The organism is Candidatus Planktophila sp. (genome assembly GCF_044348745.1).
Classification (GTDB): Bacteria; Actinomycetota; Actinomycetes; order Nanopelagicales; family Nanopelagicaceae; genus Planktophila.
In genome coordinates this window covers 1-3,116 of sequence record NZ_JBIKSG010000053.1, presented here as the reverse complement: position 1 = coordinate 3,116, position 3,116 = coordinate 1, and the positions used below count along the sequence as shown (strand labels likewise).

Below are 3,116 nucleotides of genomic sequence, written 5' to 3'. Positions count from 1 at the left end.
ACAACTAAAGGATCAGGATTAAAAGAATCCTGATATCTCGGTGAGATCCGCCAAGAAAACTTTGTGCCTTCACCGATTGAGCCTAAGAAGTTTCCGAGAGCGTTAGCTCGGCTCATTGGTGAAACATATGGCTCATAGAGCGGGAAGCCATCAGAGGTTGTAATTCTTCCGGAGCCTGAAACCCACTTTTGTTCAAGTTGGATTGTTTGTGGACCTCCACCAACCTCTAACTTTTTAGTAACTGGCAGTAACCCTGACCCAGCTGGTGGATCGACCAAGATAGTTGAAAATGTTGGTGTGATTAATTGCGGGATCTTCACATTGGCAACACCGTTTGCATCAGTAAAGCTCCATGCTTGAAAGGTCAGCCCCATATCTCTATGGCCTGCGATCAGTGGATAGGTGGGAGTGGCATAACCATCTCCGCCTCGCACCGTTATCCAGACCTTCGCATTTCGGATTGGGTTACCTGCAGGATCTATCACTGTAACTTGCTGCGGCACAGGCGTTGGCACAACAATGTTTTGAATGTAGTCGCCATATAAAATATTGGTGGTGCGTGTTCCTGAGTAACCAAAATCTAAATAATCATTGCCGGGCCGGTGATAGAAACTGACGGAAAAAGAGTTCAGGTTAGTGCCACTAGGTAATGTGGCCACATATGAGCCATCTGCTGCAATATATGAGCCTGTATTAACACCTGTCACCGTTCCAACATAACCACCAGTTAAAGGTGTGCCATCAGCAAACTTGGCTGTTCCCATAACGCGGGCATTTGAAGTTGGTGTTGCAACAACTGTGATGTCCCCGCCATCTGCTGGAATATCAACCACTTGGGTAATGATGTGCTTCCACTTTGCAGTTGATGAGAAGTAAACAGAGACAACACCTTGCAGTCCAGAGGTCATCCGCACTCTGGAGAGCAGGGCAGATCCGTTGGCATCACTGTTTGCAATCGACTGCCAAGAAACTCCGTAATTAGTTAACCCTGGAAAAAGAGAAACTGTTCCTCCCGGCATTGATCTACTAGAGCCGTTCTGGTTATCAACAGCTCCACCAATCTCAAGGCGAATATTGGCAGCCACTTCTGTACTAGGGATCGGATTACCACTTGGATCCACAATCCGAATACGTGTTGTCGTTGTTGGAACCACAACATCTAAATATGAATCTTGGTTATAGGTGAAGGACTGTCCACCTGAAATAAAGAAACCTAGCGTGCTGGCATTGGGAAAGAGTGAAGAACCAGAAAAAGCCCACGCTGCCGTGGCACCTGCTGTTGCTGATAATTTAAAGTAACCATTTGAATCAGCGGGATTTCCACCGCCACCAAAAAATGGGGTGGGTGGTCTGCCTGCAACGCCCGCTGCTCTTCCATCATCTGTTGTGATGCGACCATTTAAATAGATCTTGCCAACAGTCGGTGCGGTCAGAACAACATTTAGCGGCCAGTTACGCGGCAGCGTTAAGGGCAATGTTGCAAGTGAGGCATAACTTGTTGATGGTGACTGAAACTCAAGCACATATGTGCCATCTGGCACAGAAAGTTCGTAATACCCATCTGCAGCCGTTGTAGTTGTTGCAATCTGAGTTCCGTTTTGCGTTGCATTAACAACAACACCAGGAATGGCAGCACCAGTTCCAGTGCGAACAATTCCTGCGATGCTTGGATCAGCTGCTATGGCAGGTGCGCCAACAAGGCAGAGAGCTGCTGCAATTAGCCCGGCAAGCAACTTTCTCATAGAGCAAGGGTAATACTCGAAGGTGAGAACGGACCAGTAACCCCGTGGAACAACAATAAATGACCAGTTAATCTGACTCCAAAGCGATCAAGCCATGCTGCTTATGCCTTTAGGAAATGAAGCCCCATTTTCCATCTACCTCTACCGCAGCTCGGCCTTGATAAAAATTAAAAGCACTGTCATAAATCGCAGGGACAACCAATACGCCCTTCTTATTTATGAAACCCATCTTTCCATCTACTTTCACTCGGGCTAGGCCATTTACAAAGTTACCACCATAAGTAAATTGTGGCTGGATTACCATTTTGCCGGTTGAATCAATATAACCAATTTTCTGATCAACCATCACCCGAGCTAATCCTTCAAAGAAACCATGTTGCGGATAATTACCCCAGGTCGACTCGCTGTCATAAAATTCGAAATATTCGTATTGAGGATTGATTTCAAATTTACCTGATGTGTTGATAAAGCCAATTGTGCAATTCTCTGTCGATGTGCCAATGCAGACCGGTGCTAAACCACTACCAAATTTCCCCACCCAGATAAACATCGGCTCAACAACCAAATCGCCTTTTTTGTTGATGAAACCCCACAAAGACTCATCACCCACAGTTTGTCGCACAGCAGCGTAACCTTCAGAAAAAGGATCCGCCCAGGTAAAACTTCCGAAATTAGCAGGTGTGCCGTCTGTCTTTGTAAATGTGTATCGGCAATCATCCATACTTCCATGACAAGCAGTGAAATATCCTTCGCTAGCTTGAGTTTGATAATCCATAGATGTTATATCTAATGGAGTTATCAGCTTTCCATTTGTGTCGATGTAACCGCATTGGAAGCCATCATTTGAATAGCAAACTGCTGCTACTCCTTCAGAAAAATCCTCTGCGTAGTCAAATTGAGGAGCGATCACATATCTTCCGCTGGCATCGATGTATCCAACCTTTTCATTTTTTGAAGCAACTGCTAACCCTGAATTAAAATTTCCCACATAATCAAATGTCATTGGAATGACTAGCTTTCCATCTAAATCTATAAATCCTGCACGTTGATTCGGGTCAGAGGAGTTCTCATACACCGGCGCTAGGCCTTCACTGAAAAAATTCGTGTAGTTGTCATATTGAGGATCAATGACAAATTTGTTCTGCGGAATGTAATCGACTGTTTCTTCGACACTGCTGCCACATCCTGTAACCCCGAGAACTAGTAATAGGGCCAAGATAGTTGAGCCAATTAGAGGAAGCCTATGAACTTGAAAACGCTTAATTCTCAACACCTATCCTTATTAGTTACTTGAAATTACCCAAGAAGTGCAGTGACCACGTATGGAACCACCAATAGCAAAATAATCACTAAGCCAGCAATGCTTGCGATCAG

The 3,116-nt window shown here is 45.0% G+C and carries 2 protein-coding genes; both read right to left on the bottom strand.

What is annotated here, in order from left to right:
• The coding region (locus AC9UH7_RS06175; protein ID WP_509596267.1) for a carboxypeptidase-like regulatory domain-containing protein at window positions 1–1,742 on the bottom strand (1,742 nt) is incomplete at its 3' end.
• Between the two features lie 109 nt (window positions 1,743–1,851).
• Window positions 1,852–2,958: a WG repeat-containing protein gene (locus AC9UH7_RS06170; protein WP_509596265.1), complete on the bottom strand. Its 1,107-nt coding sequence runs from the start codon at window positions 2,956–2,958 to the stop codon at window positions 1,852–1,854.
• Between the last annotated feature and the right edge of the window lie 158 nt (window positions 2,959–3,116).